A 24516-nucleotide genomic window follows, 5' to 3' on the forward strand; every position below is an offset into this window, starting at 1 on the left:
GTTTATCAGAAAAAGGCGCATTTGACTATTTAATAATATTCAAGTTGTAAGAAAACTTTCTGAATGCTTTTGCAAGGGATGTAAAAAAATAAATCACCCACCGCACATACTTCATTTTATGTGTCGTGGGTGATTTATTAATTGTAAATGGCCCGTTCTAGTGTGTAGGTTTCGTCGTCGGCTTCATCGTAAAGCGTCGCAGGGACACCATTTTCACATTGAATGATTAAATGGTAACCTAACTTGTCTAAGATAACTAAGCGTTTAGGGGTTAATTCAACAAGCAAGGCATGCGTTTGTTTGCCATCAATGAAAACATTGAAAGATGAGGTGATTTCTAAGGTGTGTTGCGTGGCTTTCTTCACGTCCACAAACCACCAATGCCCAGTATAGTTGTGTTGAAGCTCCTGTGGGGAAGGGAGCTGTTTATTTTTTTTCCAGAGGATAGAGCCTGCTAATCCAGTAAGTAAAGATGCACCAACCAAGAAAGTCCAATGTTTTTTCAAAGAAATTCCTCCTAACCTTCATTTTCATTTATTCGTCTTCGTTACCTTTATTATATAGAACTTGTCTAAAATATTCGACTAAATCGCTGAGAATTGACAAATATTTAATGATTGACACAAGATAGTAAAATTGTTGGTTTTGGTCTATACTTTTCCTTGTTTTTTTATGGTATAGTGTGTAAGAAAGGAAGTCTGTGTATGAAGTACCCGAATGTCCAACTTGCTTATTTTATCGAACGACCCAATCGGTTTATTGCACACTGTCGTTTAATGGAAACGAATGAAGAAGTGGTCACACATGTCAAAAATACTGGCAGAGGGAAAGAAGTTTTTTTACCAGGTGCTGTTGTGGCGCTTAGTTATCAACCATCGCCTAAAAGAAAAACAGATTACGATTTGATTGCAGTAAAAAAAGGTTCTTTTTGGATTAATATTGATAGCCAAGTACCGAATACATTAGTCAATGAAGCGTTAAAAAATGGTCAAATTGTGCTTCCTGGTTTAGTTGGTACGATCCAAACTGTTAAACGTGAGCAACGATTTGCACATTCAAAATTTGATTTTCTAGTGGAAACGGATGCGGACGAACAAGCTTTTGTCGAAGTGAAAGGCATGACTTTAGAAAATAAAGGCATCGGTGCTTTTCCTGACGCGCCAACACTTCGTGGCTTGAAGCATGTCACTGAACTAATGGCTGCAACTAAAGCGGGTTACCGCTGTTACATTTTGTTTGTGGTCCAATTTGAAGAAATTAAGCAAGCAACGATTCACCAAGAGATGCAACCTGCCTTTGCTGAAAATGTGGGTGCTGCAATTGATCAAGGTGTGCAAGTCCTTGCTTACAATTGCCACGTAACACCAGCAACGATTGAACTTAAGTCACAGGTAACCTTTGATTTATTACAGGCATTTGATGATCCTAATAAATAACTTGAAGAACTCCTAGCGCTTTAAGTCAGGGTAATTACGTGACTTTTGTACGAGAGATTACTATTATAAAGAGAGTAAATAAACAAAAAATGGAGGTTTTTGATTATGATACATTTAGGCGTAATTGGTACCAATTGGATTAGTCATCAATTTGTTGCAGCAGCTTTAGAAACGGGTGCGTATGATTTAACGGCTGTTTATTCTCGGAAACTAGCAACGGCACAAGAATTTGGTTCTCGCTATGGGGATGTGGAATATGCAATTGATTTAGAGACGTTTTTTGGTATTGCACATATGGATACGGTTTATATTGCCTCACCAAATTCATTACATTTTGAACAAGCGAAACAAGCAATTTTAGCGAAAAAAAATGTAATTGTTGAAAAACCAGCTTTTTCAACGCCTGATGAGATGGCAGAAATTATTGAATTAGCGAATAAAAATCGTGTGTATTTCTTTGAAGCGGCCCGTAATATTCATGAGCAAAGTTTCCAAAAAATTGCTGAATTATTGCCATTAAAAAACCAAATTTTAGGTGCGAATTTTACGTATATGAAATATTCTTCTCGCTATGATCAAGTATTAGAAGGCAAAGAGCCAAATATTTTTTCTCCTCATTTTTCTGGGGGAGCCTTAGCAGATTTAGGCGTTTATTTAGTTTATGCAGCCTTAGGCTGGTTTGGCGTACCAAACGAAAGCCATTATTTTGCTAGTAAAATTGCGACAGGTGTCGATGGCTTAGGAACAATTATTTTACGATATGATCAGTTTGACGTGACGTTAAACACTGGGAAAATTAGTGATTCTTTTGCGCCATCCGAAATTTACTTTGAAAACGGGACCTTGATTTTAGATAGTGTCAATGCTATTTCTTCGGCTGAGTACCATGATCGCGCACATGAAGAACGTGATGTCTTAGATATTCAAGTAGCTGATAATCCAATGATTGAAGAAGCCCGTGATTTTGCAGCAGTTTTAAATAACCCAACAGATAAGTATTGGGGCACCAAGTATGAAGAATGGGTTGAGCTTGCTCGAAATGTCAATAAAGTAGTCACTGATTTACGTCATAGTGCCGGCATTATTTTTGATGCTGATAAATAAGAATTAAGCGATAGGAAAGGAACAATATGAGATTTTTAGAACAACTTCCAGAGGCTTGGCAAGAACAGTGGCAAGCTTCTGGCTTTAACGAACCATCAACAATTCAAGAAAAAAGTTTTACGCCCCTTCGCGAAGGAGAAAATGTTTTAGGAATTTCGCCGACAGGAACTGGAAAAACACTTGCTTACATGCTGCCTTTACTCTTAACTGTTGAAAAAGGACAGGGAAATCAATTGTTGATTATTGCTCCGTCTCAAGAATTAGCTATGCAAATTGCTGAAGTTGCTCGGACTTGGGCTAAGCCACTTCAATTAACGGTTCAAACGTTAATCGGCGGGGCAAATGTTTCACGCCAGATTGACAAGTTAAAAAAACGTCCCGAAGTGTTAATCGGAACACCAGGTCGGATTTTAGAGTTAATGAAGAATAAAAAAGTCAAAGCTCAGTTGTTAAAAACAATCGTAATGGATGAAGTTGATCAACTTTTCCAAGAGGAAGAGCTAAGTTTAACCAAGCAAATTTTGACACACACACCAACCGAATACCAACTTGTTTTTTATTCAGCGACTGCTGATCGTGTCGTGAATCAAGCGCAATCTTTAAGCCAAAAATTACAGGTGATTGATGTGACGGAAGAAGATACTTCAGCAGGCCAAGTCGCCCACTACTTTATTCGGTTAGCACCAAGAAAAAAAGCTGATTACTTACGTCGTTTGGCCCATACAGAAGCATTCAGAAGCATGGTCTTTTTCAATCAAGTTGCTGATTTAGGTGCAGCAGAAGAAAAATTAGTTTATGAGAATGTGCCAGCTATTGGTCTGGCTTCAGATCAAAGTAAACAGTTGCGTAAATTGGCGATCGATCAATTTAAAGCAGAACGAGTGAAGTTGTTATTAACCACGGATATTGCGGCACGGGGCTTAGATTTCACAGGGGTCCCTTACGTCGTAAACGTAGATGTTCCTTTAACCGAAGAGAGCTATATTCATCGTTCTGGTCGCGTTGGCCGGATGGGTGCACAAGGGGCAGTGATTACGTTTATCAACGATGGCACCAAAAGGGATTATCAACGTTTGATGAAACAATTGGCCATTCCTTATCAGGAAATCTTTTTATATGATGGTGCACTTCATGAGCAGCCAAAAGCCAAAGATGAACTAGAAAAAAAGAACGTAGCCAAAGATACGTATTCAGAAAAAAAGAGTATGAAAGAAAACCAGAAACAGTAAATTCTGTTGTCAAAGAACCGCAAGAAACACGCAAAAAGAAGAAAAACAAAAAGAAAAACACGAAAAACAAAGGAGCTCGTAAAGCGAAGAAATAACGCTTTACGAGCTTCAAGCAGAACGTTGTATCGAGGAGGATTCCATGAAATCTCGGAAGGAAGAAATCTTAGCGTTACTTCAAAAAAATGAAACTGGCTTAACGGCAGGAGCGGTAGCAGAACAGTTAATGATTGATCGCAGTAATGCCAGCCGTTATTTAAATGAATTATTCAAAGAAAAGAAAATTACTAGAAGTACTGGACGTCCTGTTATCTATTCAGTGCCAACAATCAATGAAGGAGAACAAGTCCATGTAGATGAGTCCACCTCTGTTAGTTTTGACACATTAGTAGGTGCCAATGATTCTTTAAAAGTGAGTATTCAGCAGGCCAAGGCGGCTATTTTATATCCACCAAGAGGTTTGCATACGATTATTTTTGGGAAAACAGGAACAGGGAAATCTCTTTTTGCTGAATGTATGTACCGTTTTGCCATTGATTCAAAAACCTTAGATGAAGATGCCCCTTTTGTCTCTTTTAATTGTGCTGATTATGCACAAAACCCACAATTATTATTTGGTCATATCTTTGGCGTAAAAAAAGGCGCCTATACTGGTGCGAATGAAGATAGTCCAGGCTTAATGGCAAAAGCAGATGGCGGGATTCTCTTTTTAGATGAAATTCATCGTTTACCGCCAGAAGGTCAAGAAATGCTCTTTACGTTTATTGATAAAGGCGTGTACCGTCCATTAGGAGAAAGTGGCCAAACCTATGAAGCCTCTGTTCAAATTATTGGTGCGACAACGGAATCCTCAGAAAACTTTTTAACCACTTTTAATCGGCGGATTCCGATGTCGATTACATTACCATCTTTAGATGCACGGACGCTAGATGAGCGTTATGCCATCATTTCGTTATTTATTCAGCAAGAGGCAACACGTTTGGGCCAACAAATTGATATCGAACGCGAAGCAGTTTTGGCGTTCATGTTATACGATGCAGAAGGAAATATTGGTCAGGTGAAGCGGGACTTAAAATTAGTTTGTGCTAAGTCATTTCTTTATTATCGGACGCACAATTTAGAACATTTGGTTATCCGTAAACGGGATTTGTCGTTACCTGTCCAAAAAGGATTATTAAAAATTAAAGAAGTACCTGAGCGCTTGGATCAATTTGTCGACAGTAAAAGTAATTATTTATCTTTCCAACCAGGTACCAACAAAATTGTTTGGTCGCAAGATCCAGCTAGAGACATGCAAGTTTACAATGAAATCGAAGAAAAAGTTGCTGACTTGTCTGAAGCTGACTTAGAAAATGTTGATTTAGAAGAATTGATTTCTAAAGATATGAATGCGTATTTTAAAAATTATGTCGAAGAATTAACCCAACATTCTTTACATAAGGAGTTATTACCAGAAGCTATTTGGGACTTAACGAATCGTCTTTATGATATCGCAGAAGAGCGTTTGGAACACACGTACAATGAAACAGCACGCTTTGCCTTTGCGCTTCATTTACAAAGTACGATTGAACGTGTCAAAGAAGGTCACGTGATTGTCCATCCTGATTTAAATAATGTCCGTAAAAACATGAAAAAAGAATTTCAAGTAGCCTTAGATTTATCTTCTATTATTGAAGAAGAGAACAACATAGAGATTCCTTTCGATGAAATTGGCTTTATTAGTATGTTTTTATCTATTAATGTCGGTAAAGAAGAAAGAACTCCAGAAAATAATGTTGGTGTGTTCGTCTTAATGCATGGGGATTCTACTGCCTCAAGTATGTTGAAAACCGCCCAAGAACTTTTAGGAACATCAATCGGAACAGCGATGAATATGCCGTTAACGATGGAAGTTCAAACAATGTATGAACAATTACGAAACCAAGTAATTACGCAAAAAGAATCGTTAAATAATGGGATTTTATTACTGACGGATATGGGTTCATTAAATTCGTTTGGAAATATGTTGTTTGAAGAAACAGGTATCCGAACGAAGGCGATTACAATGACGAGCACAATGATTGTCTTAGAAGCTATTCGAATGGCAAGCGTGGGACGAAGCTTAGAGGACATTTACCAAAATATTCAACTTTCTTTTGAAAGCGTTGTGAGAGAACAATTTCGCTCTAGTCTGCAAAAACGTCAAAATGTTAAAAAAGCAGTAATCGTGACGTGCTTTACTGGAGAAGGGGTCGCCGCAAAACTATACCAACGAATCTTACCCGTTATTGATGAAACAAAAGTGGAACTGATTCAAATGCAATTTATTGAACGAGAAACGTTTAAAAAGCATATCGACAACTTGATGGAAGAATATGAAATTAAGGCCATTGCGGGAACTGTGGATGTTGAATATCAAAATATTCCCTTCTTTTCCGTCTATGATATTTTTGATGATGAAAAATTAAATGTACTGAAACGGATTGCTAGTGATGAAGTGGCGATTGATACAATTGTTCATTCACTAAGTGGCGTTATTACTTCTGTGGACTCCTTACAAAAATTAATTCTCATGTTACAAAAAACAGTTCATCAAATACAAACAGACATGCATATTATTGTTGAACCAGGGGTGGATGCCGGAATCATGATTCATTTGGCTTTTCTGGTAGATGCTTTAATTAAAGGAGAAGAAGCAAGAACTTTTCCAAACTTAGCGGAATATGTTAAAACACATCGTTTAGAAATCGATGTCGTACGCACGAATTTTATGTTAATTGAACGGGCGTATCGTGTGACGATCCCGGAAGCAGAAGTTGCGCATGTTACCCAAATGTTTTTAGAAAATGAAATTAAAAGTAAACAATAATAAATAAAAAAAACATCAAGAAATGAGAAAACGCTCTCTTTTTTCTTGATGTTTTCTTTTTGTAAGTTACACACAATTTCATGTGTGTAAGCGTTTTCTTTTAGTGTGTGCACGCTTTTTTTGATGACAAAAGCTGTTATATCAGTATTTTAATGAGGAAAAAACTTGGCACAATTATTGCTATAAATAAAGTGTATAACGTCATAACTTTTAAGGAGATGAAGAAAAAATGGCAAAAAAAACAATTATGTTAGTTTGTTCCGCAGGAATGAGCACAAGTTTATTAGTAACAAAAATGCAAAAAGCAGCAGAAGATCGTGGCATGGAAGCAGACATCTTTGCAGTATCGGCTTCTGAAGCAGATACAAACTTGGAAAATAAAGAGGTGAATGTTTTACTTTTAGGTCCACAAGTTCGTTTCATGAAAGGGCAATTTGAACAAAAATTACAACCAAAAGGGATTCCTTTAGATGTAATTAACATGGCAGATTATGGCATGATGAATGGCGAAAAAGTTTTAGATCAAGCAATCTCATTAATGGGATAAGGAATTAAAACGTTTAAGAAAAGTGAATAGCAAACAAGGATAGTGCATGTTACCAAAGGTTTTATTTTGTACGCTCGATTCATTCGTTTAATGAGGCTACTGCCTTTTTAATAAATATAAATGGATACAGGAGGAATAAAAATGAACGGATTAATGGCATGGATGGAAAAATATATCTTACCAACTGCCGCAAAAATTGGTGCACAGAAACATCTGGTGGCACTAAGGGATGCTTTTATTGGTACATTACCTGCGACAATGGCTGGATCAGTCGCCGTAATGATTAACGCAATTATTCGAGATCTTCCCCAAGAGTTTGTCTCAACTTATGCGGCAAGTTTGGAAGCAGACAAAGGTATTTTTGCAGTATTGAATGTCATCATTGGGATTAATGGTTTTGTTTGGAATGGTACATTGGCTATCGCTGGTTTGATTTTCGCTTTTTCTTGGGGCTATAACTTAGCGAAAGCATACAATGTGAATGAGCTAGCTGGTGGGATTGTCAGTTTAGCTACCTTAATTTCAGGTGTTGCTTTTGCACCAAATAACACAGCTGAATTAGCTGTGAAAGTGCCAGAAAAGATTGCCAACGCAATTAATGGGGCAGAAATTGGTGCGTCAATTGCTAATAATCAATTGACTGTCAATCCATGGGGTTGGTTAAATCTCAACCATCTAAATGGTAACGCTTTCTTTACGGTGATGATTATGGGCGCTTTATCAACCATTATTTTTTGTAAATTAATGCAAGCGGATTTAACAATAAAAATGCCTGATTCTGTTCCACCAGCAGTTTCAAAAGCGTTTGCGGCAATTTTACCAGCAACAATCGCGTTGTATGTCGTAGCGATTATTAACTTTACGGTGTCAAAACTTTCAGGCGGTCAATTATTAATTGACTTAATTCAAAAATATATCGCGGAACCGTTCCTTGGGTTATCACAAGGACTAGGAGCTGTGTTAATCGTAACAGTTTTTGTTCAAATTTTCTGGTTCTTTGGTATTCACGGTCCAAACGTTTTGGCACCAGTTCTTGAAGGAATTTGGGGACAAGCACAATTAATCAATATTGATATTTTCCAAAAAGGTTATGAAGGAAAAACAGGAACAGCTGCGGTTTTAGCCGCTATTGACGACGGTAAAGCCTACATGTGGGTCCGTGGTTCGTTTGATGCTTTTGCTTGGTTTGGTGGTTCAGGCGGTACAATTGTCCTAATTATTGCAATCTTGTTATTCTCCAAACGAGCAGATTATTTAACAGTCGGTAAATTATCATTAGGACCTGGGATCTTTAATATCAATGAACCGATTATGTTTGGTTTACCAGTTGTTCTGAATCCAATTATGTTTATTCCATTTGTAATTGCGCCATTAGTTGCTACTACAATTGGCTGGGTTGCAACGTATCTTGGGCTAGTCGCCCCAGTTTCTCAACAAGTCGCATGGGTGACACCGCCGTTGCTATTATCTTTCTTAGCGACAGGTGCCGACTGGCGCGCACCAATCGTAGCGTTGGTATGTATGGTAGTCACTTTCTTGATTTGGACACCGTTTGTTATCGCTGCTAACAAAATGGATCCTGCATTAGGCGAAAGAGAGCAATAAGCAATAAAAACAGCAATTACTTGTATAGAAAGGAGCAAGCGGCATGATTTCGATTGCAAGTGCAATGAAGCAAGAGGAAATTATTACTTTATTAGAGGCATATCAAGGGGAAAATGAAACATTTACTTTTAAAGAAAAGAATGGTATTAAGTTATTTTTTGAAGTTGAAGGAGACCCTGAAACTGCTGCACAAGTTGCAAAACAGCTGATTAAGGAACAACCTTGGGGTGGCGTTTTATACTTCCAAGCAACGGTAGTCTAAAAAGATAGGATGGATGAAAATGATTAGAAATGGATTATTTTTATGTAGTATTGGCTTCTTGATTGTTTTGTATTCGTTGAATCCCAGCTCCTTAAACTATGATTTATTAAGTCTGACAACGGGGATTTTTCTCATTGGACTTGGTGGTTACCTGTTTTTTAAAGGAAAAAAAGTTGCTGAAGAAGAGGCGACAAAGGATGAGGTGAAACGGTAATGGAAATTACGAAAACATTAACTATTTCAGCAGATGAATTTTACACGCAATTAATGAATTCTGTTATTTTTGATATCCGTAAGCAAACAGGCAAAACTCTTACAAGAAAGCAGTTACGTAAGTTTGAATATATCAAAGAATATAGTAAAAATAGTCGCGTGAAAATAGTTATTGAAGAAGCTGTAGAAAATAAGACCTATCAATTTCGAACATCCACAACTAAAAATGATTTCTCGGTGCGGTATGAGCTACAGCCAATTGATGAAAAAAGCTGTGAACTGCGTTATACAGAAACAATGGTTTCTTATGGGGCGTTACAAAAACTGAATGATGCAGTATTAGGTATCTTTTTAAGTTATTTTAAAAAGAAACAGTTTTATAAAATGCTTAAAATAATGGAAACTGCTTAAAGGGAAAAAGCGGCTTTTGTCCAGTTGATTCTCTTCAGCTTTAGAAAGTGAGCGATGAGTCGTTTCGACTTATCGCTCACTTTTTTTTGTGGCCCTATTATTTTGGAAACGCACACAAAAAAGCTGTGTGTAATCGTTTTATTTTTAGTGTGTACACGCTTTCCATGTTGAAAAACGTTGTCATATCAAGGTTTTCAATGTGTTGAAACTTGGCACGCTTCTTGCTTATATAAAGGTGTAAAGCAAAACAAAGAGAATTTAGGAGATGAAGGAAAATGGCAAAAAAAACAATTATGTTAGTTTGTTCCGCAGGAATGAGCACAAGTTTATTAGTAACAAAAATGCAAAAAGCAGCAGAAGATCGTGGCATGGAAGCAGACATCTTTGCAGTATCGGCTTCTGAAGCAGATACAAACTTGGAAAATAAAGAGGTAAATGTTTTATTATTAGGCCCACAAGTTCGTTTCATGAAAGGGCAATTTGAACAAAAATTACAACCAAAAGGGATTCCTTTAGATGTAATTAACATGGCGGACTATGGCATGATGAATGGCGAAAAAGTTTTAGATCAAGCAATTTCATTAATGGGATCATCAAACTAGAGCAGAAAATGGGGTAGAGGTAATGGACGGACAACAGAACTTAGAAGCAATCATGGGTTTAATCATGTATGGCGGAAATGCTAAAAGCGATGCAATGGAAGCGATTGCCGCAGCAAAATCGGGGGATTTTGAATTAGCAGACAAAAAAATTGCAGATGCAGAAGAATCACTTGTACATGCACATCATTCGCAAACAGGAATGTTAACAGAAGAAGCAAAAGGCAATAACATGCAAGTAACATTGTTAACAGTGCACAGTCAAGATCATTTAATGACTGCGATTGCATTTACAGATTTAGCAAAAGAAATTATCGATCTTTATCGCCGTATTGATAACGAGTAATCTCGTTGTCAATGCGTCTTATAAGAAAAACGCGCTTGAGAAAGCGTTAATTAGGAGGAATAACAATGGACGGATTTGTTCAATGGATGGAGAAACACTTTATGCCGAAAGCGTCAGTTATCGCAGCGCAACGGCACTTGGTAGCAATTCGTGACGCGTTTGTCGTAACGATGCCATTAATGATTTTAGGGGCTTTGGCGGTATTAATTAATAATATTCCAATTCCAGGATATGAGGACTTTTTAAACAAAATTTTCCCAATGATGTATAACGATGCACCAATTTGGAAAAGCTTTGGTGGCAACATTTGGAACGGTACATTCGCAATCTTTGCCGTTTTAGTAGCCTTTTTAGTAGCACACAATTTAGTTAAATCTTATGGAAAAGACGGCATTGCAGCCGGTACAGTTTCTGTAGCTTCATTCTTCGCAGTTGGCGGCTTAGAAGGCATGGGCGCAACTGGATTATTTATTGCTTTGATTATTGCACTTATTTCAGGAGAACTATTCCAACGTTTATCTGGCAATCCTAAATTAGTTATCAAAATGCCTGATGGTGTACCACCAGCAGTAGCAAAATCATTTGCGGCATTATTACCAGCAATGATTACAATCAGTTTATTTAGTTTAATTACATCAATTCTATTTGCTTTAGGAATTGACAATATCGTTATTTCATTCTATGAAGCAGTTCAACAACCATTTATGGGACTTGCAAACAGCTACCCATCAGCATTATTGTTAGCTTTCATTACACCATTCTTATGGTTCTTTGGTTTACATGGTGCCAACATGGTTGACCCATTAATGCAAACAATCAACGTACCAGCGATTGATGCGAACATTAAAGCTTTAGAAGCAGGTAAAGCAATTCCTTATATTGTAAACAAACCTTTCTTTGATTCATTTGTAAACTTAGGTGGAACAGGAGCAACATTAGGTCTGTTAATTGCTATCTTTATCGTTGGTCGTCGTAACAAACCATACAAAGTCATTACAAACTTAAGTTTAGCACCAGGACTATTTAATATTAATGAACCAGTCATGTTCGGTTTACCAATTGTTTTAAACCCAATTATGTTTATCCCATTCATTTTAGTCCCAATGGTTCTTGTAACTGTTGCGTATGTGGCGACAGCAACTGGTTTAGTACCAGCTGCAACCTTTATGCCACCTTGGGTAACACCACCAATTATTGGCGGATTTTTAGCAACGAAGAGTATCGCCGGCGGAGTTTTAGCAGCTGTTAACTTATTGATTTCTATTTTGATCTACATGCCTTTCGTAAAAGTAGCAACAGATCAATACTTGAAACAAGAAGCAGCCGCAGAAGCAGCTGAGTAAAAAATCGAAGGATTGAATCGTCCGGACTCTTACGGAGGGTTCAATCCTTTTTTTAATGATTAAATCGTAAAGGAGCAAACAACATGAAATATCAATTTCCAGAAAATTTTTGGTGGGGTTCTGCAGCCAGCGGTCCTCAAACAGAAGGCGTTTTTGAAGGTGATGGTAAAGGTCAAAATATTTGGGATTTTTGGTATCAAGAAGCGCCAGAAAAATTTTTTCAACAAGTCGGTCCAGATAAGACCTCACAATTTTATAAAAAATACCAAGAAGATATTCGGTTAATGAAAGAAACGGGACATAACTCTTTTCGAACATCCATTCAATGGAGCCGTTTAATTCCAGATCCTACAACAGGAAAAGTCAATCAAACAGCAGTTGATTTTTATAATCAAGTCATTGATGATTTATTAGAACACGGGATTGAGCCCTTTATGAACTTGTATCATTTTGATATGCCGATGGTACTTCAAGAAAAAGGCGGTTGGGAAAGCCGTGAAGTGGTTGATTTGTATGTTGACTTTGCCAAAACCTGTTTTGAATTGTTTGGCGATCGCGTGAAAAAATGGTTTACGCACAATGAACCAATTGTACCAGTTGAAGGTGGTTATCTCTATGGCTGGCATTATCCTGATAAAGTGAATCTAAAAGAAGGGATTCAAGTACTCTATCATGAAGCTTTAGCTAGTGCCAAAGCGATTGCCGTCTATCATTCTATGAACTTATCAGGTGAAATTGGCATTATTTTAAACTTAACGCCGACTTATCCTCGTGATGAGCACAACGAAGCCGATGTAAATGCGGCTAAATTTGTCGATGGTTTCTTTAACCGTTCGTTTTTAGACCCGGCTGTTAAAGGTCATTTTCCAGAAGATATGGTTGCTTGGGCGAAAGCAAATGACTTATTGCCAGAAACAACGCCAGAAGATTTAGCAATAATTGCTGAAAATACTGTGGACTTATTAGGAGTAAACTACTATCAACCACGTCGTGCCAAAGCAAAAGAAACACCTGTTGAAACACGACCAGAAGGCTTACTTCCAGAAGATTTTTATGATGTCTACGATATGCCTGGCAAAAAAATGAATCCTTACCGTGGCTGGGAAATCTACGAAAAAGGTATTTATGATACATTAATGAATTTAAAAGAAAATTATGGCAATATTCGCTGCTACATTTCAGAAAATGGCATGGGCGTAGAAGGAGAAGAACGCTTTGTCAATGAACAAGGAGTCATTGAAGATGATTATCGGATTGAATTCGTGCAAGATCACTTGAAATGGGTGCACCAAGCGATTCAAGAAGGTAGTAATGTTCAAGGATATCATATGTGGACGTGTATGGATAACTGGTCTTGGCTCAATGCCTATAAAAATCGTTATGGCTTCATCGCTGTGGATTTAGATGATGACGCGAAACGGACCATTAAGAAAAGCGGTCGTTGGTTCAAAGAAATGACAGCAAATAACGGCTTTTAGAAAGAGAACCGTTTCTGTGATAAAATGAATTGATACAATGTGCGAGGAGGAAAGAAAATGACAACTAAAAGAGTCAAAAAAATGGGCAAAGAAGAAATGAAAGAGATGTTTGATCTTGTCATCTATGCTTTTAATCAGGAACCCACGGCGGAACGCCAAGAACGTTTTGAAAAATTGTTGTCACATACGCAAAGCTATGGCTTCCTAATTGATGAGCAATTAACAAGTCAAGTGATGGCGACACCTTTTCAAGTGAATTTCCATGGTGTCCGCTATCCCATGGCTGGAATTGGCTATGTGGCTTCTTATCCAGAATATCGTGGTGAAGGCGGCATCTCTGCTATTATGAAAGAAATGTTGGCTGATTTAGCGAAACAAAAGGTTGCCCTTTCTTACTTAGCACCGTTTTCATATCCATTTTATCGTCAATATGGCTATGAACAAACATTTGAACAAGCAGAGTATACAATTAAAACGGAAGATTGGCCACGTGTTAAACGAGTTCCAGGTACCATTAAACGAGTTTCTTGGGCTGACGGTAAAGAGGTCATTAAAGACGTATACCTTGAAAATCAAAGAGCGCACTCTGGTGGTGTGATCCGTGAAACTTGGTGGCTGGATTATACGCTGAATCGTGCAAGTAAACCAAATAATCAAGCGATTTATTATTCGTCAGAAGGGAAAGCGGAAGGCTATGTGATTTATCGGATAGCTGCTGGCACCTTTGAAATCGTAGAATGGAACTATTTAACTAATACAGCTTTTAAAGCTTTAGCTGGGTTTATTGGCTCACATAGTGGTTCCGTTCAATCGTTCCATTGGATTAATGGTTTTGCTGGAAAAGATTTAAATGATTTAATGCCAACGCCAGCAGCTTCTGTAAAAATTTTACCTTACATGATGGCACGAATCGTTGAGTTACAAACATTTCTGGAAAAGTATCCATTTCAATCAGGAGAAAAAGAAACGTATTCTTTAGAGATTGAAGATTCCTATGGGCCATGGAATGAAGGCATTTGGACAATCACAATTGACGAACAAGGAAAAGCAACAGTGACTAAAGGTGCTGTGGAAAAAGAAGGGACTGCTGCTTTGAAAGCAGATATCCAAACGTGGACGCAACTATTCTTGGGCTATCGTTCAGCAGAAACGTTATCTTTTTATGAACGCTTGCAAGGAGATGCAACGACAGTTCAACGTTTAGGCCAACGTTTAGTCAAAGACATGCCAATTTTAGAAGATTATTTTTAAAAGTGTGTTTATTCGCAAAAAATGACAGAACCTACTATAATAAAAATGTAAAAAGAATTATTTTAGAAAGGTGATGGGGACAATGGCGAAAACGAAACAAGAAAAAGTTGCACGCAATAATAAAATTGGGCAATATATAGCTATTGCGACAGGACTTTATTATTTAGGAAAAATGATTCTTGATCGGCGGCAAAAAAAATAATAGATAAACGAACGACGTGTTTCACTGAAAGAAAGTATCTCGCATAATTGTTTATGCGGGATACTTTCTTTTTGTCTATTGACAGATGTAGTGAAGACTTCTAAAATTAAAACAGATTGTTCTCGTAGTATCGTAGGGTAAACCTATTACATATGCTAGAAACCTTATTTATATAGGGGTTCTAGCTTTTTTGTTTACTGTAAATTAGTAAAGGTCTGTGCATTTGTCTGTGCATAGATTAAAAACCTAAAAAATTAGCAAACTTATCGGCTGTTTTTTCTGCTTCTTCTGGCATAACATGAGAATATATTTCAAGAGTGATTTTCACATCCTTATGCCCAAGCCTTTCACTTACTTCTTTTACTGGAACACCAGCTTGCAATAAAAGACTGGCGTGTGTATGCCTAAAGTGATGAGGTGTAATTCTTGGCAGTTTATACTTTTTTATTAGGTAATTCAACCAATCGTTAACCACTTGTGGATAATACAGCTCATTGCGGTCGTTCGTGAAAATATATTGTTCTTCGCTAGATGTATTAAAACCCATTTGAAAATAATCGCTCCGTTGGATTGTACGCCATTTTGACATAATTTTAATTGTTTCATTGTCTAGGCTGATAGAACGTGTGCTAGAAGATGTTTTAGGTGTTTGAATGAGTATATTATTAAATTCATCTAGCGCAAGTGTTTTTCCAATTATCACACTTTTTTTCAGTATATCTAAGTCTTTCCACTGCAAAGCTAAAATTTCACTTTTACGGCAACCAGTAAAGGCTAACAGTCTAAAAAAGGCTAACTGTTTAAAATTGCCATATTGTTTTAGACAATCAAAAAAATGGGTTAGTTCTTCTTTCGTATAGAATTGCAACTTTTTTTCTTCTTCTTGCCGTTTAGGAACAATGGTTTTACTCATTGGGTTATTATGCATCAGTTCCATTGATTCGCCATAGCGCATAATTTGAGAGGTTGTTTTGCGAAAATAAGTATATTGTTTATATCCTTGCTTAAACCACTTGTTAACTAAATCTTGGCACTGAATTACAGTTATTTCATCAAGTTTGCACTCACCAATATAAGGTAAGACATGCCTTTCTATAAAACGTCTGTTAAGAGCGATTGTAGAGGGTTTAACGTTTAATCGTTGCTGTGCTAACCATTTCTCGTAAAGTTGCTTAAACGTTAAAACAGAAGGCTTGTTATTCAACCCATTTTCTTCTATATCTTTCAGAATTTCGGCAAGCGCAATCTGTGCTTGTTTTTTTGTTTTAAATCCTTGTCGCTTACGATAAACGTTTTTACCAGTTTTTGGATGACGTCCTACATAAGCATTAAACATATAGGCGGTTGTACCGTCTTTTTTTGTATATTTGTTAATTTGTGTCATTGTTTTTTCTCCTATCTACCACCACGCCAATAGTATGTAGATATGTATAGGAGTTTGTCCAGTTTTGGACAGGGGGAAATTACTAGTCTGAATCATCATCAGGTAGGGATTTCATATAATCTAAAGTTTTATCAATATCTTTGAAACTAATCCGTTCTGATTCTTTGATAAAATCTAGTACCTGCTTTGGAGTAGCTCCGTGATAATCTTCTTCTAGCATTAACTTTTCTTCGATATCATTAAAAAGTTCTTGTTCTTTCTTTCTAAAAGTACTGTAGTGTTTTAAAACCTCATTTTCGGAAAGAAATGTTGCAAAGAATGAGTTTGCAGCAGATACAAGATGTTTATTTTCAGGAGATTCAAGTGTTTTTGTATTTTTTGCAATCCATATCGCAAGATTTAATGATGTGGATTTAGATAATTCATAAAAGTTAAGAATACCTTCGTCCAAGTGGTGAAGCAGACGTAAAGCATCTCTATCCGATTTCAACTTATAATCTCTGCGGTTGGTGTTCATGAGTAAATATTCAATTGATACATCAAAGTAGTCAGCGATTTCCTGTAGCAAACCGAGCTGAGGATTTCTTTTCCCAGTCTCGTATTGACTTAGGGTGTTATCTCGAATATTGAGAGCTTTCCCCAGTTCTTTTAATGTGAGCCCTTTTTCTTTTCGTAATTCCGCAATTCTATTTTCCACTAAATTCACCTCTCGATGTTAACTATTATACTGGTTAACATCCCAATTGTCTAATTTTATTCTCGATTTGTGAATTTAAAAGTTGACATTCTCAAATTGTGAGTATATGATATTCACATATCGTGAGTGAAGGAGGTGGAGAAATGTTTGAACTAGATTTAGAAATGATTGCCAAACTACGTGAGCGCCGAGCAAGAAAAAATATCACTTTAGAAAAGGCATCTCAAGAAATTGGTATTTCATCTAAAACGCTAGGACAGATTGAAAATGAAAAAATCTTGTCTGTGCGAAAAACAGTCTATAAAAAGTTAGTTGACTGGCTAGTAAATGAAAAAATTTATAAGGAGGGTTAATCAATGGATCAACTGCAAACACCGCCAAAGGAGGTAAGAAAATGAAAGCAAATCAGGAAATACGCGATCGTATCTTCATGAATCGCCTACGTAACTGGGAAGTAGCAGAAAAAATTGGAATTTCTGACAGCCGTTTTTGTGTTTGGTTACGTACAGAATTAACTTCTGATCGTAAAGCACGAGTAGAAAAAGCGATTGATGAATTATTAGCAGCGCAGAAAGAAAGCTAATGGGGGTTGCGTAAAAAAGCGCAAGCTCCCCTAACATGAGGGGGCATAAAAATATGCAGACCTAAAGAGGAGGGCTAACTAATGGAGCAAGTCGAAATATCACCTTTTGTCGTTGAGGTGTGCCATACGCTTAATAAAAAGCAACTGAATGAAATCAGTAAGCAAGTGTATGAGACTACCTTAGAAGCGATTGAGCGAGCTAGAAAAGATAGCGAGCTCGACAATGACCTCATCTATACGAGAGTAGGTGTAAGGCGGTTTTTAAACAACTGTTCCGAAGCTTATTTAGATGAATTGATAGCAAAAGGACTACCAACAGGGAAAACACTGTCAGAACGTAAACAGGTTTTTTCAAAACGTCAGATAACTGCTTGGCTTCTCGAAAATGAATAATAAAAATCCATCACGCCAATAGAAGAGAAGCCAAGATAAGCACATAGTTTCAGAAAATAAATAGTCGTGGATGACATCTCGCAGTTTTAAGGAGGTATAAACTAATGGAAGAATTAGTATTAGCACAAGAAGAATTGTTTCAGGGTGAAATGGTCGAAGTCTGGCAGGACTCAAAACATAATTACTATATGAGCCGTGAGCAGATTGGTGAGGTATTGGGGTACAAAAATCCTAGAAAAGCGATAAAGGATATTCATATAAGAAACAAAAGCCGGATGGATAAATTTTCAATCGTAGCCAAAGTTAAGGGGGGCTCAAATTGCGCCCCCCTCGGAGGAGAACAAGAAACAATCCTTTATAGTAAACATGGTATTTATGAGATTTGCCGAAAATCAGGACAGCCAAAAGCAGATGCCTTTTTTGATTGGATATACAGTGTATTAGATGCTTTAGAGCGTGGTCAACTTGTATGGAAAGAACGTCGAGAAATCAACAAAGAGAGTCATAAAGATTTAAACACTATAATCGCTAAACATTTTCCAGCGGAAAAAGTAAAAATTAGATGTATTAATTTTTCTCAATTGTTATGCGAGTTGGTAACAGGCTACAAATCAGTAGGAAGCTATAAGAAAAGTTTAGATGTATCTGATGATCGAGTGTTAGCTGAGTTATTAGATGAGCAACAACTAAAGAAATACAATGATTATCTAAATCGAATAGCCGTTTTTCTGGAGTCTGGATTTACCTTTAAGGATATAGCAACGATTTTAAAAGGTGATTCAATTAACATTACGATTGAAACCAAAAAGAAGGAGGTAGCGAGATGAAGTTGTACTTATTAATGAGTAATACGCATATGGATAGTGTGGAGGAGTTTCCTAATTTTGAAATTATCGGAGTGTTTGATTCACTTGAAAAGGCACAGGAAGTAAAGCAAAGTTACGCTTTGGAGTTAGCATCAAGTATTTTAGATATCCCAATCAGCGAAAAAGGCTATCTACTTAAACAAGACGAATACAAAGCTACAGCAGATATACTTTTTATTGATGAAGTAGAGTTAAATCATGAATACCGGAATAAAAAACTAGAGTATGAATTGATTGGATAGGAGTAAACAACCATGTACGAGAGAAAAGAAAAAAGCCTTTACTCAACAAGTCTTGGCGGACAGAGTAAAAGGCACGAAAAGTAGGGAACATCCCTATAAACTTTTCTCTAGTATAGCACATTGACAGTAGAATAAAAGCATGCAGTTTATATTTTTTAGAAAAAGTGCTTGACAATTCGTCAGACGTTTTGTAATATAATTATATCGTCAGACGAAAAGAGGTGAGTACTTTTTGACTGATAAAAAAAGAGGTCGTCGAGCGTTAAATACTTCAGAAAAAAGGATAACGATTAGATTAGACAAGGATTCAGAAGACATTTTAAATAAATATATGGCTAAAAAGAATGTTGATAAATCCGAAACTATCCGAAGAGGTATAAAAAAATTGCGAGAAGATCTATAAAAAAACTCCCTAGCTGTTCCCACCGACCAAAGTTTGAACAACTAGAGAGCACCACCGTATAAACGGCATGCAAATATAATACCACTGTATGCCTTTATACGTCAATGGCATGGCTTGTTTGCTGTGCAAAAAGTATAAGGGTATTTTGCTATACCCTTATTCAAACAAACGAATAAGGGCTTTTTTTTGCCCTCAAAACTGGAGGAAAATACAAAATGAAACGAAATTTAATAATTTTATGCCTTTTAATAGGCGGATTTTTCGGCTTATTACCATTAATCGCAAAATTAACTATTTTCACAGGTTTAGTGGTGTATTTATACATGGCTTATGACGAACATGCTTATCAAATGGAAAACGGAGGGCGCAAATAATGGAAATGAATAGATATGAATCTAGAATTTTGAGACAACTTGATAATTATAAATTAGAAGAAATCAATGTAGGGATAGAAGAATTAGAGGCTAGTATCGATAAAATTCGGTTTGGTAGACATTATAAAGATAAATTAGCTATTTTATACGTTTTAAGAGAACATGCTAAATATAAAGAAACGTGTACAGAAATTCACGATTTAAAAGAGCAGATTTTCAAAGAATGGTTACAAAAGACCGATTTAAAAGAGGCAAGGATCAAAACGTTTAATACATGGGTCAAATATCAAAATCAATTGAAAGGTGCCGAATTTGTTCGTGACAGTTTGAAATACGAACTTGAACAATTGCAATTAATGGAGGTGCTAGTTTGATGAATACAAAACAATTTTGCCCAGAAAAAATTATTGATGAAATAAAAGAAGTGATGATATACGCAAAGCAATCAACGCCAGAAGAACGAGAGATTTTAATTGAGTGTTTACGTAAGGCAGCACAAAAACAAAAGAAAGAGGTTATCCGCATACCTCTTATAAAGTTAGCTGAGTGGGTTGAATCATTGGAGGGATAATTATGACAAAGTATAAAAATAATCCAAAGAAAAAGCGTTATTACTGGCTACAGTTAAAAGAAGATTTTTTTAATCAAAAGGAAATCAAGTTATTACGGCGTATAGCTGGAGGGGATACCTATACCATCATATATCTTAAAATGCTTTTATTAAGTCTTAGAGATGAAGGAAAGTTGTATTTTGAAGCTATTGGAGATAATTTTTCGGAAGAAATTGCATTAACTTTAGATGAAGCCCCAGAAGATGTATCCATTACTATAAACTACCTAGAAAATAAGGGGTTATTAGAAATTATCGAAGATGATGAATACTTTTTGAATCGGGTTCCCGAATTATTAGGGTCTGAAAGTTATAGCGCAGACCGTGTAAGAAGGTACAGAGAACGAAAAAAACAAGAATCGTTACAAAGTAACGAAAAAGCGTTACAAAGTAACGGTTATGTAACCGAAAGTAACAGTCATGTAACTAAGAGAAGAGATAGAGATAGAGAAGATATAGAGAAGAGTAGAAGTAGAGAAGAAGGTCTGAAAAAAATCTACCACTACTACGAATCAAATGGATTTGGAACATTAGCACAAAAGACAATGCAAGATTTTGACTATTGGATTACTGATTTTGAAAAAATAGGCGCTACACAAGAGAATGCGGTGGAATTAATTATTCATGCGTTAGGAATAGCAATAGACCGTAATAAACGTAACTACGGTTACGCCAATGCTATATTGAAAGATTGGGAACAAAACAAGTATTTATCAGTTAAAGATGTTGAAGCCAACGACAAGAAAAACAAAGAAGAGCAACAGACTAAAGACCAGTGGGGACAAGATAGTGATTATGCTGATTTAGGCTTTTAAACGAGCTGGGAGGTAAAAAAATGAGACCATTGAAGATTGACCTAAAAGAACATTTTGATATTGTAGGCAGTTGCCCACGGTGTAAAGAACCACTTTATGCTTGGAAATTACGTGATGGTGATTATGGAGTTCGTAGAAGTTTGCCTGCGTGTATGAATTGTCATTATGGTGAGATGCAAAAGAAAGAAGAGTATTTGATAGATACTAAACACAAAGAATCAATTAAACAATTGCATATTAATTACATGAAACAAAGTTCTATTGTTACAGACATCGGCACATGGGAATGTACATTTGACAATTACGAACCTGATAATCAAGAAACAACAATTGCTAAGCGAAAGAGCATAGAATTTTGTAGAAGTTATAAACAAGGCAATAACAAGCATTTATTGCTAGTTGGTGGTGTTGGGGTAGGAAAAACACATCTAGCTATGAGTGTATTAAAAGAGATACTGGAACAATCAAACTATACAAAAAAATGCCTTTTTATCAATTATCAAGAGTTATTAAATCAATTGAGATACTCTATGAGTGATAATCAAGTGAAGAAACTTATAGTAGGTGGAACAATGAATGAAATAAAAAAGGCGGATGTGCTAGTTATTGATGATGTGGGAAGCAATTTGGGCCAAGTTGGGAAAGTAAAAAAAGCAAGTGATTACGATACCGAAATAATGACCTCAATAACAGAGGCTAGACAAAATATGGCAACTATCTATACAACTAATTTAAGTTCAGAACAGCTTAAGTTTTCCTATGGAAATAGAGTTTTATCAAGAATGTTGAGGAATAGTAAAGGTTACATCGTAACGTTTAAAGAAACAAGAGATAAAAGAAGTATGAAAAAATAGAGGCTCACATTCGATTTAAGGGGTTTTGGTTTGTTTTGAGTAAAAATACCTTATCTATAGATTAGAACGCCTTAAATCGAATATATGAGCTGTTAAATGGTGTTTATCTAATTATGGTACACGATTTACGATTGGGAGAAAAGAAGAACTAAAAAAATCTTCCGTTTCTTCCGCCCTAAAAAAGAGCTTTACAAAACCAAACATTAAATTTTAAATATAGAACCTGACTAAACCTGACTTTTTTACTTATTAGAGCTAAGTATCAAATAGCGACCTAGCTGAAAGATGGCCAAGAGATGATGTAGCGATTCGCTAGGTCGCTATCACTTTGAATGATAACGAGGTAACTATTAGTAACTCTGTTTTGAAATCAATAGCCAAGTCGAAAATTTCGACCTGCCTATAAAAGAGAAATACCAACTATATGAAGGGGGAAATACAAATGAATCAATTAACGCAAACGCTAACGAGTAATGAAGTAGCAGAAATGATTGGAAAGAAACATTCAGAATTAATGAAGGATATCAGAAGATATATCGGATATCTTAACGAAGGGAAAATTCCCCCCGTTGATTTTTTCATCGAATCTACGTACTAAGATTGCTAAGAAATGCTAAGGTTAAAACCTATATTGATAAGTAACTCGAAAAGATGCACAGCAAGAGAATATAGAGAGGGCGAAATAATGGGAAATACAATCATTTTTATTAATCACAAAGGCGAAAAACAAGAGATATCAACGAATATCCATTTTGGGGAGATAACGCTAAAAATTCAAGATGATGTAGTTACCTATAAAAGTGAGGTTTCAGGAGAAAGAATTGTCAAAAAATAGCTATATTTTATCATGAATTTATACCGCAAACGAATTAATTATGCTATAATAATGACAAGTGAATGATATGTCTGACTGGATAACCCAGAGGGCTATATTTTCCCATTTAGTTGGGAAATATAGCCCTTTTTTTATTTGAATAAGGAGGGAAAGTATGCTTGATTTGAATGTTAGACAAAAGAAATTTTTACGAGCTTTGTTAGAAAGTGACACTGTTTCTCAAGCTTGTAAAAAAGCTAATATACAGGAAGCTACAGGGCATAAGTATTTGGAAGATAAATTATTTTTAGAAATTTATCAACGGTTAAAATGTAAACGAATGCGCCAAGTAACGAATCGTATACAAAGAGCTTCAGGAGATGCTTTAACCGTATTAGTGGAAATGATGAGTGATCCAGCGCAAGTACCAGAAATACGCATTGAATCCGCTAGAATTGTTCTTAAGTACGCATATCATGGACTAGAAGTAGATAAATAGAGAGGAGTAACACATATGAGTTTAAAAGAAGTAATTACAAAGTTAAGCGAGTTAGGAAAACAAGCAAAAACAATTCGTGAGAATTTGGCGAAAGAGATAGAATCTAATAAGCAAAAGTATGCACCAGAGTATTGCCATGAAGTAAATGAAAAAGTAAAAGCGGAAGTAAATAGCAAACTTGAGCGACTGAAAGCAGATGCTCAAAATTTGGTAGATAAAGAGATTGCTTTGCGCTATTCAGAATTAGATGCTAGTTATTTTAAAAATATCACACCAGAACAGTTTGCAGAGTTAGAAATGATTAGTAAAAGTGATGTAACTATTTTAGAAATGAAAAAATATTATGAAAAGTTTTCGGATAATTATGCTATTTTAAGACGCCTAGAAAAAATTGCAATAGATAAAGGGTATCGTGTTTTAGGGCGCTCTTATTTAGCCGATATTGAACAAGTCGAAGAATTGGAACGAGCTTTTCCACATTTTATTAATGCTATCCATTCAGGAGATGCTATGCGTTTATTGACATCAGAAAGTTTAGTTAATAATGCAGTAGAAGAGTATACAATGTATATGGATAAGTCAGTAGAGATAGTAAGTGGGCAATAAGGCTATTCATCCTAAAGAAAAAGCAAGACAAGTTCAGTATTTACTACGTGCGTTATTCACGGGAGATTATTACTTGAATCGTTCAAAAGGTGTTTTTTATATTCGTGTACCTAAAAAAAGAGGTGCACCATATGGAAATAAAAACGCGCTAGGAAACAAAGGCGGTGGTGCTCCTTTAGGTAATTTAAATGCTGAAAAGACAGGATTATATACTGATTTGAAGTATCGGCTACAAATGGCAGAAATTGAGAAACGATTGATTGAATCTGGATGCTGGAGTAAAGAAGCGATGATTACTTATGCAAAACAGATAAAGAATAAGAAATAATAAATCTTTTTTTTATTTCAGTTTTCAATTTTTTCAAAACAAACTCAATAAAAATAAAGCAAAGCACTAGAGGTTATCGCTTTATGGTTGCATTGGTTGCAACTATCCAAAGGTAACGTTGCAACCATCTGTTACCAAAAAAATACTACAAAATACTACAATCAATAAGAAAGTGGG

32 protein-coding genes and 1 pseudogene are annotated in these 24516 nt (G+C 36.1%); 30 read left to right on the forward strand and 3 right to left on the reverse strand.

What is annotated here, in order from left to right; genetic code table 11:
• Window positions 1-137: 137 nt before the first annotated feature.
• Window positions 138-506, reverse strand: coding sequence for a DUF4828 domain-containing protein (locus IGJ04_RS12895; RefSeq protein WP_002355908.1), 369 nt, complete (start codon window positions 504-506; stop codon window positions 138-140).
• 198 nt (window positions 507-704) lie between these two features.
• Between IGJ04_RS12895 and sfsA the strand changes: the two genes are divergently transcribed.
• The 14 genes and pseudogenes from sfsA to IGJ04_RS12965 all read left to right on the forward strand — a co-directional run bounded on the left by sfsA (window position 705) and on the right by IGJ04_RS12965 (window position 14669).
• A complete protein-coding gene (gene sfsA, locus IGJ04_RS12900; protein ID WP_002361411.1) occupies window positions 705-1436 on the forward strand; it encodes a DNA/RNA nuclease SfsA in 732 nt (243 codons plus the stop codon).
• A gap of 105 nt (window positions 1437-1541) precedes the next feature.
• The gene (locus IGJ04_RS12905; RefSeq protein ID WP_002355910.1) at window positions 1542-2540 is read left to right on the forward strand and encodes a Gfo/Idh/MocA family protein; all 999 of its coding nucleotides are present in this window, start codon (window positions 1542-1544) and stop codon (window positions 2538-2540) included.
• A gap of 26 nt (window positions 2541-2566) precedes the next feature.
• Window positions 2567-3864, forward strand: a pseudogene (locus IGJ04_RS12910) (DEAD/DEAH box helicase).
• Window positions 3865-3908: 44 nt separating this feature from the next.
• On the forward strand, window positions 3909-6614 hold the full coding sequence (locus IGJ04_RS12915; protein ID WP_002355912.1) for a sigma 54-interacting transcriptional regulator: 2706 nt from the start codon (window positions 3909-3911) through the stop codon (window positions 6612-6614).
• A 229-nt stretch (window positions 6615-6843) separates the two neighbouring features.
• Window positions 6844-7161, forward strand: coding sequence for a PTS sugar transporter subunit IIB (locus tag IGJ04_RS12920; RefSeq protein ID WP_002355913.1), 318 nt, complete (start codon window positions 6844-6846; stop codon window positions 7159-7161).
• A 141-nt stretch (window positions 7162-7302) separates the two neighbouring features.
• Window positions 7303-8766 carry a PTS sugar transporter subunit IIC gene (locus IGJ04_RS12925; protein ID WP_002369870.1) on the forward strand — a complete coding sequence of 488 codons (1464 nt, stop codon included), beginning with the start codon at window positions 7303-7305 and terminating at the stop codon, window positions 8764-8766.
• Between the two features lie 43 nt (window positions 8767-8809).
• On the forward strand, window positions 8810-9028 hold the full coding sequence (locus IGJ04_RS12930; RefSeq protein ID WP_002355915.1) for a hypothetical protein: 219 nt from the start codon (window positions 8810-8812) through the stop codon (window positions 9026-9028).
• 13 nt (window positions 9029-9041) lie between these two features.
• The gene (locus IGJ04_RS12935) at window positions 9042-9242 is read left to right on the forward strand and encodes a DUF3188 domain-containing protein (RefSeq protein ID WP_002361416.1); all 201 of its coding nucleotides are present in this window, start codon (window positions 9042-9044) and stop codon (window positions 9240-9242) included.
• Window positions 9242-9652, forward strand: a complete 411-nt coding sequence (locus tag IGJ04_RS12940; protein ID WP_438840272.1) for a DUF3284 domain-containing protein — start codon at window positions 9242-9244, stop codon at window positions 9650-9652. The genes IGJ04_RS12935 and IGJ04_RS12940 overlap by 1 nt, the downstream gene beginning before the upstream one ends.
• Window positions 9653-9927: 275 nt before the next feature.
• Entirely contained in the window at window positions 9928-10254 is a 327-nt protein-coding gene (locus IGJ04_RS12945; RefSeq protein ID WP_002355918.1) for a PTS sugar transporter subunit IIB, read from the forward strand.
• A 22-nt stretch (window positions 10255-10276) separates the two neighbouring features.
• Window positions 10277-10597, forward strand: coding sequence for a PTS lactose/cellobiose transporter subunit IIA (locus tag IGJ04_RS12950; protein WP_002355919.1), 321 nt, complete (start codon window positions 10277-10279; stop codon window positions 10595-10597).
• A gap of 65 nt (window positions 10598-10662) precedes the next feature.
• Window positions 10663-11940, forward strand: coding sequence for a PTS sugar transporter subunit IIC (locus IGJ04_RS12955; RefSeq protein ID WP_002355920.1), 1278 nt, complete (start codon window positions 10663-10665; stop codon window positions 11938-11940).
• An 83-nt stretch (window positions 11941-12023) separates the two neighbouring features.
• On the forward strand, window positions 12024-13418 hold the full coding sequence (locus tag IGJ04_RS12960) for a glycoside hydrolase family 1 protein (RefSeq protein WP_010707738.1): 1395 nt from the start codon (window positions 12024-12026) through the stop codon (window positions 13416-13418).
• Between the two features lie 57 nt (window positions 13419-13475).
• Window positions 13476-14669, forward strand: a complete 1194-nt coding sequence (locus tag IGJ04_RS12965; protein ID WP_033626699.1) for a GNAT family N-acetyltransferase — start codon at window positions 13476-13478, stop codon at window positions 14667-14669.
• Between the two features lie 440 nt (window positions 14670-15109).
• Here the strand turns inward: IGJ04_RS12965 and IGJ04_RS12970 are convergent, their stop codons facing one another.
• Together IGJ04_RS12970 and IGJ04_RS12975 are read right to left on the reverse strand one after the other, a co-directional pair.
• Window positions 15110-16255, reverse strand: a complete 1146-nt coding sequence (locus tag IGJ04_RS12970; RefSeq protein ID WP_325847807.1) for a site-specific integrase — start codon at window positions 16253-16255, stop codon at window positions 15110-15112.
• Between the two features lie 82 nt (window positions 16256-16337).
• Window positions 16338-16952 (reverse strand): helix-turn-helix domain-containing protein, encoded by a 615-nt coding sequence (locus IGJ04_RS12975; protein WP_438840273.1) that lies wholly within the window; start codon window positions 16950-16952, stop codon window positions 16338-16340.
• Window positions 16953-17095: 143 nt separating this feature from the next.
• Between IGJ04_RS12975 and IGJ04_RS12980 the strand changes: the two genes are divergently transcribed.
• The 16 genes from IGJ04_RS12980 (at window position 17096) to IGJ04_RS13055 (ending at window position 24339) form a co-directional block, all read left to right on the forward strand.
• Entirely contained in the window at window positions 17096-17305 is a 210-nt protein-coding gene (locus IGJ04_RS12980; protein ID WP_438840274.1) for a helix-turn-helix domain-containing protein, read from the forward strand.
• Between the two features lie 41 nt (window positions 17306-17346).
• Entirely contained in the window at window positions 17347-17535 is a 189-nt protein-coding gene (locus IGJ04_RS12985) for a hypothetical protein (protein ID WP_325847804.1), read from the forward strand.
• 81 nt (window positions 17536-17616) lie between these two features.
• Window positions 17617-17928 carry a hypothetical protein gene (locus IGJ04_RS12990; protein WP_438840275.1) on the forward strand — a complete coding sequence of 104 codons (312 nt, stop codon included), beginning with the start codon at window positions 17617-17619 and terminating at the stop codon, window positions 17926-17928.
• A gap of 104 nt (window positions 17929-18032) precedes the next feature.
• Window positions 18033-18755 carry a BRO family protein gene (locus IGJ04_RS12995; protein ID WP_438840276.1) on the forward strand — a complete coding sequence of 241 codons (723 nt, stop codon included), beginning with the start codon at window positions 18033-18035 and terminating at the stop codon, window positions 18753-18755.
• On the forward strand, window positions 18752-19036 hold the full coding sequence (locus tag IGJ04_RS13000) for a DUF7336 domain-containing protein (protein ID WP_438840277.1): 285 nt from the start codon (window positions 18752-18754) through the stop codon (window positions 19034-19036). The genes IGJ04_RS12995 and IGJ04_RS13000 overlap by 4 nt, the downstream gene beginning before the upstream one ends.
• 232 nt (window positions 19037-19268) lie before the next feature.
• On the forward strand, window positions 19269-19439 hold the full coding sequence (locus IGJ04_RS13005) for a hypothetical protein (protein WP_438840278.1): 171 nt from the start codon (window positions 19269-19271) through the stop codon (window positions 19437-19439).
• Window positions 19440-19654: 215 nt separating this feature from the next.
• Window positions 19655-19813 (forward strand): hypothetical protein, encoded by a 159-nt coding sequence (locus IGJ04_RS13010; RefSeq protein WP_438840279.1) that lies wholly within the window; start codon window positions 19655-19657, stop codon window positions 19811-19813.
• A complete protein-coding gene (locus IGJ04_RS13015; protein ID WP_438760793.1) occupies window positions 19813-20187 on the forward strand; it encodes a hypothetical protein in 375 nt (124 codons plus the stop codon). Before IGJ04_RS13010 ends, IGJ04_RS13015 begins: the two co-directional genes overlap by 1 nt.
• Window positions 20187-20384, forward strand: coding sequence for a hypothetical protein (locus tag IGJ04_RS13020; protein WP_438840280.1), 198 nt, complete (start codon window positions 20187-20189; stop codon window positions 20382-20384). Before IGJ04_RS13015 ends, IGJ04_RS13020 begins: the two co-directional genes overlap by 1 nt.
• Before the next feature lie 2 nt (window positions 20385-20386).
• On the forward strand, window positions 20387-21238 hold the full coding sequence (locus IGJ04_RS13025) for a DnaD domain protein (protein WP_438840281.1): 852 nt from the start codon (window positions 20387-20389) through the stop codon (window positions 21236-21238).
• Window positions 21239-21258: 20 nt separating this feature from the next.
• The gene (locus tag IGJ04_RS13030; RefSeq protein ID WP_438840282.1) at window positions 21259-22092 is read left to right on the forward strand and encodes an ATP-binding protein; all 834 of its coding nucleotides are present in this window, start codon (window positions 21259-21261) and stop codon (window positions 22090-22092) included.
• Between the two features lie 442 nt (window positions 22093-22534).
• Window positions 22535-22690, forward strand: coding sequence for a hypothetical protein (locus IGJ04_RS13035; RefSeq protein ID WP_438840283.1), 156 nt, complete (start codon window positions 22535-22537; stop codon window positions 22688-22690).
• 87 nt (window positions 22691-22777) lie between these two features.
• A complete protein-coding gene (locus tag IGJ04_RS13040; protein ID WP_438840284.1) occupies window positions 22778-22927 on the forward strand; it encodes a hypothetical protein in 150 nt (49 codons plus the stop codon).
• 154 nt (window positions 22928-23081) lie between these two features.
• Window positions 23082-23405, forward strand: a complete 324-nt coding sequence (locus IGJ04_RS13045; protein ID WP_438840285.1) for a phage replication protein — start codon at window positions 23082-23084, stop codon at window positions 23403-23405.
• A 15-nt stretch (window positions 23406-23420) separates the two neighbouring features.
• Window positions 23421-24011 carry a hypothetical protein gene (locus IGJ04_RS13050; RefSeq protein WP_438760777.1) on the forward strand — a complete coding sequence of 197 codons (591 nt, stop codon included), beginning with the start codon at window positions 23421-23423 and terminating at the stop codon, window positions 24009-24011.
• Window positions 24001-24339, forward strand: coding sequence for a hypothetical protein (locus tag IGJ04_RS13055; RefSeq protein ID WP_438760775.1), 339 nt, complete (start codon window positions 24001-24003; stop codon window positions 24337-24339). Before IGJ04_RS13050 ends, IGJ04_RS13055 begins: the two co-directional genes overlap by 11 nt.
• The last annotated feature ends 177 nt before the right edge of the window (window positions 24340-24516 follow it).

The organism is Enterococcus sp. AZ050 (genome assembly GCF_051715085.1).
Classification (GTDB): domain Bacteria; phylum Bacillota; class Bacilli; order Lactobacillales; family Enterococcaceae; genus Enterococcus; species Enterococcus faecalis.

What these genes read in the sequence shown, in the direction of transcription:
- sfsA (WP_002361411.1), top strand. Translation starts at nt 705, where the DNA reads ATGAAGTACCCGAATGTCCAACTTGCTTATTTTATCGAACGACCCAAT.
- IGJ04_RS12905 (WP_002355910.1), top strand. Translation starts at nt 1,542, where the DNA reads ATGATACATTTAGGCGTAATTGGTACCAATTGGATTAGTCATCAATTT.
- IGJ04_RS12915 (WP_002355912.1), top strand. Translation starts at nt 3,909, where the DNA reads ATGAAATCTCGGAAGGAAGAAATCTTAGCGTTACTTCAAAAAAATGAA.
- IGJ04_RS12920 (WP_002355913.1), top strand. Translation starts at nt 6,844, where the DNA reads ATGGCAAAAAAAACAATTATGTTAGTTTGTTCCGCAGGAATGAGCACA.
- IGJ04_RS12925 (WP_002369870.1), top strand. Translation starts at nt 7,303, where the DNA reads ATGAACGGATTAATGGCATGGATGGAAAAATATATCTTACCAACTGCC.
- IGJ04_RS12930 (WP_002355915.1), top strand. Translation starts at nt 8,810, where the DNA reads ATGATTTCGATTGCAAGTGCAATGAAGCAAGAGGAAATTATTACTTTA.
- IGJ04_RS12935 (WP_002361416.1), top strand. Translation starts at nt 9,042, where the DNA reads ATGAAAATGATTAGAAATGGATTATTTTTATGTAGTATTGGCTTCTTG.
- IGJ04_RS12940 (WP_438840272.1), top strand. Translation starts at nt 9,242, where the DNA reads ATGGAAATTACGAAAACATTAACTATTTCAGCAGATGAATTTTACACG.
- IGJ04_RS12945 (WP_002355918.1), top strand. Translation starts at nt 9,928, where the DNA reads ATGGCAAAAAAAACAATTATGTTAGTTTGTTCCGCAGGAATGAGCACA.
- IGJ04_RS12950 (WP_002355919.1), top strand. Translation starts at nt 10,277, where the DNA reads ATGGACGGACAACAGAACTTAGAAGCAATCATGGGTTTAATCATGTAT.
- IGJ04_RS12955 (WP_002355920.1), top strand. Translation starts at nt 10,663, where the DNA reads ATGGACGGATTTGTTCAATGGATGGAGAAACACTTTATGCCGAAAGCG.
- IGJ04_RS12960 (WP_010707738.1), top strand. Translation starts at nt 12,024, where the DNA reads ATGAAATATCAATTTCCAGAAAATTTTTGGTGGGGTTCTGCAGCCAGC.
- IGJ04_RS12965 (WP_033626699.1), top strand. Translation starts at nt 13,476, where the DNA reads ATGACAACTAAAAGAGTCAAAAAAATGGGCAAAGAAGAAATGAAAGAG.
- IGJ04_RS12970 (WP_325847807.1), bottom strand. Translation starts at nt 16,255, where the DNA reads ATGACACAAATTAACAAATATACAAAAAAAGACGGTACAACCGCCTAT.
- IGJ04_RS12980 (WP_438840274.1), top strand. Translation starts at nt 17,096, where the DNA reads ATGTTTGAACTAGATTTAGAAATGATTGCCAAACTACGTGAGCGCCGA.
- IGJ04_RS12985 (WP_325847804.1), top strand. Translation starts at nt 17,347, where the DNA reads ATGAAAGCAAATCAGGAAATACGCGATCGTATCTTCATGAATCGCCTA.
- IGJ04_RS12990 (WP_438840275.1), top strand. Translation starts at nt 17,617, where the DNA reads ATGGAGCAAGTCGAAATATCACCTTTTGTCGTTGAGGTGTGCCATACG.
- IGJ04_RS12995 (WP_438840276.1), top strand. Translation starts at nt 18,033, where the DNA reads ATGGAAGAATTAGTATTAGCACAAGAAGAATTGTTTCAGGGTGAAATG.
- IGJ04_RS13000 (WP_438840277.1), top strand. Translation starts at nt 18,752, where the DNA reads ATGAAGTTGTACTTATTAATGAGTAATACGCATATGGATAGTGTGGAG.
- IGJ04_RS13010 (WP_438840279.1), top strand. Translation starts at nt 19,655, where the DNA reads ATGAAACGAAATTTAATAATTTTATGCCTTTTAATAGGCGGATTTTTC.
- IGJ04_RS13015 (WP_438760793.1), top strand. Translation starts at nt 19,813, where the DNA reads ATGGAAATGAATAGATATGAATCTAGAATTTTGAGACAACTTGATAAT.
- IGJ04_RS13020 (WP_438840280.1), top strand. Translation starts at nt 20,187, where the DNA reads ATGAATACAAAACAATTTTGCCCAGAAAAAATTATTGATGAAATAAAA.
- IGJ04_RS13025 (WP_438840281.1), top strand. Translation starts at nt 20,387, where the DNA reads ATGACAAAGTATAAAAATAATCCAAAGAAAAAGCGTTATTACTGGCTA.
- IGJ04_RS13030 (WP_438840282.1), top strand. Translation starts at nt 21,259, where the DNA reads ATGAGACCATTGAAGATTGACCTAAAAGAACATTTTGATATTGTAGGC.
- IGJ04_RS13035 (WP_438840283.1), top strand. Translation starts at nt 22,535, where the DNA reads ATGAATCAATTAACGCAAACGCTAACGAGTAATGAAGTAGCAGAAATG.
- IGJ04_RS13040 (WP_438840284.1), top strand. Translation starts at nt 22,778, where the DNA reads ATGGGAAATACAATCATTTTTATTAATCACAAAGGCGAAAAACAAGAG.
- IGJ04_RS13045 (WP_438840285.1), top strand. Translation starts at nt 23,082, where the DNA reads ATGCTTGATTTGAATGTTAGACAAAAGAAATTTTTACGAGCTTTGTTA.
- IGJ04_RS13050 (WP_438760777.1), top strand. Translation starts at nt 23,421, where the DNA reads ATGAGTTTAAAAGAAGTAATTACAAAGTTAAGCGAGTTAGGAAAACAA.